This window comes from Spirosoma gilvum (assembly GCF_054776815.1).
This window is the reverse complement of the sequence record NZ_BAAHBH010000040.1, coordinates 1-1,197: the sequence shown is the minus strand read 5'-3', so window position 1 is coordinate 1,197 and position 1,197 is coordinate 1. Positions and strand designations below refer to the sequence as shown.

Sequence of the window (1,197 nt, the reverse complement as noted above, 5' to 3'; positions counted from 1 at the left end):
TGTCCTTACCCCGTTTTATGAGCCAGTTTTAACTGGAGTTTAAGCCGCCTGTCGGTATTCAACCGGCGTCATGAACTTCAAGGCTTGATGAGGTCGCTCCGTGTTGTATTCCACCAACCACTCATCCACTATTCGGCGTACCTGTCGAATACTCGTAAAAATATGAGCGTCTAACACCTCTCGCCGAAAGGTCCCGTTGAAGCGTTCAATATACGCATTTTGAGTAGGCTTGCCCGGTTCAATCCAACACAACTCAACCGTCTGGTCGGTACACCAGTCCTGCAAAGCCTGACTGATAAACTCCGGCCCATTATCACTCCGCAGCCGTTCGGGTTTGCCGTACTGCTCCACTAAACGGTTTAGATGACGGACCACACGCTGAGCGGGTAAGGAATAATCGATTTCAACACCCAGGGCTTCCCGGTTATAATCATCGACCACATTTAAAGTCCTGAACTTTCGTCCACCCGTCAAATTATCCGATGTGAAATCTAACGACCAACACTGATTACAAGCCGTGGCTTTTGGCAGTGGCCGACGCACGGCCTCCGGTAGGCGCTTTTTCGTCTTTCGGCGTAGGCTTAGGCCCAAGTTTCGATACAGCCGCCTGACCCGCTTATGATTAACTAGCTCTCCCTGCTTACGTAACCGACGATAAATCTTGAGCACTCCCCAGTGTTTGTGCCGCCGGGCCAACTGGGTAATCCGGTTCCCTAACGCTTTGTCCTTCTCTTTAATGACCGCTGGCGCTGCTAGCGCATTGCGGCTCAGACCCACCCAACGACAGGCTTTGCGTTGACTAATTCGTTTGTGCTCAACCAGCCACCTGACCACTCCTCGACGCTCGGTGGGCCCTACCACTTTTTTGCCAGAGCCTCTTTGATGATTTCGTTTTGTAAACTTAGCTCCGCGTACATCTTTTTAAGGCGCCGGTTTTCCTCCTCCAACTCTTTAAGCCGCTTGACTTCCGACACCTGCATGCCGCCATATTTGGCGCGCCAATTATAAAACGTGGCCTCGCTAATACCATGTTCACGGGTGATCTGAGCGACCGTTTGGCCACTATCTTGCTGCCTAAGAATCGCTACGATCTGCGATTCGGTAAATCGTGTTGCTTTCATTTCCCTTTTGTTTACCAATGAAATTAAAGTTTTTTACTCTACTTTTCACTGGCTCACTTTTAGGGGGTCAGGACAA

The 1,197-nt window shown here is 50.2% G+C and carries 1 protein-coding gene; it reads right to left on the bottom strand.

The genetic code is table 11. The features are described 5' to 3' along the window. Positions 1 to 39: 39 nt before the first annotated feature. A protein-coding gene (locus tag ACYVFD_RS35955) for an IS3 family transposase (protein ID WP_461095447.1) occupies positions 40 to 1,121 on the bottom strand; the annotation gives its coding sequence in 2 pieces (ribosomal slippage) (positions 40 to 869 and positions 869 to 1,121; 1,083 coding nt in all). Between the last annotated feature and the right edge of the window lie 76 nt (positions 1,122 to 1,197).